The following is a 3,500-nucleotide window of genomic DNA, read 5'->3' on the forward strand; positions in this document are numbered from 1 at the left end:
TTAAGTATGGTTTTATCAGAATTGCTTGTGCTCTAAATAACCCAATAAACAACAATGACTTAGATAAATGTTTTAAACTTTTGTCATGTACTTAGTGAATATTTATATTTTGCAGTTCAGGATGGTGGTTGTTATAAGATGGATTTAAAAACTCATTTAATCAAAAAACTTCACCTGGATGAAAAGGTATTTCCTCTAACCTTTAGTATTGTTAAAAACGAAATATACCTGGGTACAGGTGACGGTTTATTTGTACTGAATAATAATGATAGGTTTATTAAAATACATGCAGAAATAACAGGGGATAATAATGTTTTTGCAATTAGTGTAGATAAACGGCAAAATATGTTTATCGGTACCAGAAAGGGTATTCTTAAACAACATGATGATAAGTTTATCGATGTTAGTGAATTGGTAACAGATAAGTATAACCTACTCCCGAAAAGAATATTCTGTTTGCATTATGATGCTGTTGAAGATTGCCTTTGGGCAGGTACCATTGCTGAAGGACTAATAAAAATTAATTTAAATAGAGATGGCGATATAGAAGAGGTGACAGAGTATCATACTTCTTTTAACAACGAAAAGTATATTCATAATAACTCTATTTGGTGCATTTATCAGGATGATAATCAGGATTTGTGGCTCGGCACAGATTTGGGTTTACTACATATGAAGAAAAATTCGGAAACATTTGAGTGGGTAGAGGTGAAGGGTATAGCCGATAAAAAAATAATGGGTATCAGAAAAGATCATCTTGGCCAGTTATGGTTAAACAACTCTCAAGGGATTATTTGTTTTAACCTCGCAACAAGGGGGATTACCCAGTTTTCTTATATAGATGGTTTACGAACAAATACCTTTACGGAAGCTATTGATATTGATGCGGATGGAACAATATATTTTGGAAGTATTGATGGGATATCAACGATAAACCCTAAGGATATAAAGAGTAGTAAAGTAGAATCTTTATTTTTAATTACTGATTTCCGAGTTCATAATAAAAGTGTAGAACCAGGAAAAGCCTATGGAGATAGAGTTATATTGAATAGGTCAATTAATGCAGTGGATACTATTTTAATTGATCATAAGCATAATAATTTCTTGTTTGAGTTTTCTGGCTCAAATTTTACGAAGAATTATTATAACGAATTTCGTTATAAACTGGTTGGATATGATAATAGGTGGATTAAAACTAATGAGAATCATCGTTTTGCTTCTTATTCCAACCTTAAGGCAGGAACCTATAGTTTCTTAGCGCACATTGCTAATTCGCAAGGTGTTTGGAATCAGGCGCCTAGGCAGATTATTGTCAAGGTGTTACCTCCACCATGGTTATCATCGCAAGCATATATTCTTTATTTCTTAATCATTACCGGTTTGGTAACCGGACTTTTGTATTTCTTGTATTATCGTCAAAAGATGAAACATCAGTTGGTGATGGATCAAATACAAATCAAACAGCAGGAGTCATTGAACGAAATGAAACTTACTTTTTTTACTGATGTAGCACATGAATTCAAAACACCATTGTCGCTCATATATGGACCTGTTAATGAATTGATTAACGGAGATATTATTGAGGATAAAAAACAACTCTGTCTTGATGTGATTTCAAGAAACACTAGGCGTATGATGTTTTTAGTGAGTCAGTTACTTGATTTTCGAAAGATTGAGAATGAAATTAACATCTTAAGGGTTGGTAAAGGTGACTTCAGTGAGTTTATTAAAAACTCAATGCAAGCCTTTATTTGGCAAGCAAAAAATAATCAAATAGCTTTTTCTCTTAATGTTCCAATAGAGATAATTTGTTATTTTGATCAGGATGTAATGGAAAAAGTACTTTTTAATATTGTTTCCAATGCTTTTAAGTATACGCCTAAACATGGTCATATTGATGTAAAGATTACTGCAAATAAAGTTGATAATCCTACTGAGTTGATTATATCAGTCAGGGATAGTGGTAAGGGGATTCCTGATAATGAAAAGAAAAAAATATTTGAGCGCTTTTTTCATGGGAAAGATCGTTTTTCTTCTGGAATAGGGTTACACTTGAGCTATTCACTTATTATGGCGCACAAAGGAAGCATAGTAGTAAATGATAGTAAATACGGTGGTGCTGAATTTGTTATTCAACTTCCTGTTCAAAAAGATGTTTTTGATCGTAATGAACTTGTAGAAAGTGTTGATGGTGACGTGAATATTCCAATTAATCAATCTAATGTGATTTTACCTACAGATTCTGATGATAAGCAAAATGATGTAGATAATATTTTAGTTGTTGAGGATGATAATGAGTTAAGAGCGTATTTAAGGAGTAGCTTGCAGGATAAATATAGGGTGACAGAAGCATCTAATGGTAAAGAAGGTGTTGATATGGCATTATCAATTTTGCCTGACATTATTATAACCGATATAATGATGCCCGAGATGGATGGCGTGGAAATGTGTCAGATCTTGCGTAAAAACAATAAAACATCTCATATACCCATCTTGATGCTAACAGCCAAGACAGATGAGCAATCTCAAAAGATTGGATTAAGGGCCGGAGCATGGGACTATATAAATAAGCCATTTGATACTACAGCATTGCTTCAAAAAATCCGTAATATCATTAATATCAGACAAGCATATAGAAAGCAATTACTAATGCAGGATATTGCAATTGAAGCACAGGTGCATTATACTTCATATGATCAGAAGTTTATAGCTAAAGCAAAGAAAGTAGTTGAGGATAATATTGACAATACTGAATTTAATCCTGATAGCTTTGCTCTTGTTGTTGGCTTGAGTCGTATGCAGCTTCATCGTAAGCTTAAGGCTTTGTCGGGTCAATCTATCACCACCTTTGTAAATTCAATTAAGGTGGGGCATGCTTCACAAATGTTTGATCAGGGCTGCGACAGAATTCAGGAAGCAATGGATGCTGTTGGTGTTAATAGTCATGCTCATTTTAATAGTATGTTTAAAAAGGTAAAAGGGATGACTGTCGCAGAATATATATTAAAGTCAAAGAAGAAAACAAAACTGTAATACCGATTGGCTTCTAAAATGCCGCATAATTTCGTTTCTCTAATTCTGCATCTTTAGAAGAAGATCGGCATTATACCATGCGACACTATTTCATTAAATTGGTATAAAAGCCTGTTCACAGTTAATATTACTTATCATTAATCCTTATGAATTAACTAATCTGATGGTTTTAGTTGATTTTTATTTATACTTTAATTCTTTGTTGGGAGCGATATTGATAAGGGAAAGAAAGAAAATAGACTTAACCTTAAATGCTAAATTAAGACCTGTCTTTTTATATTATCATACTTAATATTATATAACCTATATCGTCATGTTTGTCAAAAGCAATCAGTATAGGTATTAAAGAATTCGTTTGATATTTATGTGAGTATTTAGGCAATTTCAGAAGTAACAAGATTTTAAATAAAATTTAGAGGTTAATCATTTATGGTTAGCCTCTTTGTTTTTCATAATTATTAATGAGT

Annotated in this window: 1 protein-coding gene; it reads left to right on the top strand. The window is 32.4% G+C overall.

What is annotated here, in order from left to right:
* Positions 1-138 precede the first annotated feature (138 nt).
* Complete coding sequence (locus ACRD7B_RS22650; RefSeq protein WP_430826953.1) at positions 139-3,033, top strand: response regulator; 2,895 nt, start codon at positions 139-141, stop codon at positions 3,031-3,033.
* Positions 3,034-3,500: the final 467 nt, after the last annotated feature.

It is taken from the genome of Carboxylicivirga fragile, assembly GCF_050589805.1.
Classification (GTDB): Bacteria; Bacteroidota; Bacteroidia; order Bacteroidales; family Marinilabiliaceae; genus Carboxylicivirga; species Carboxylicivirga fragile.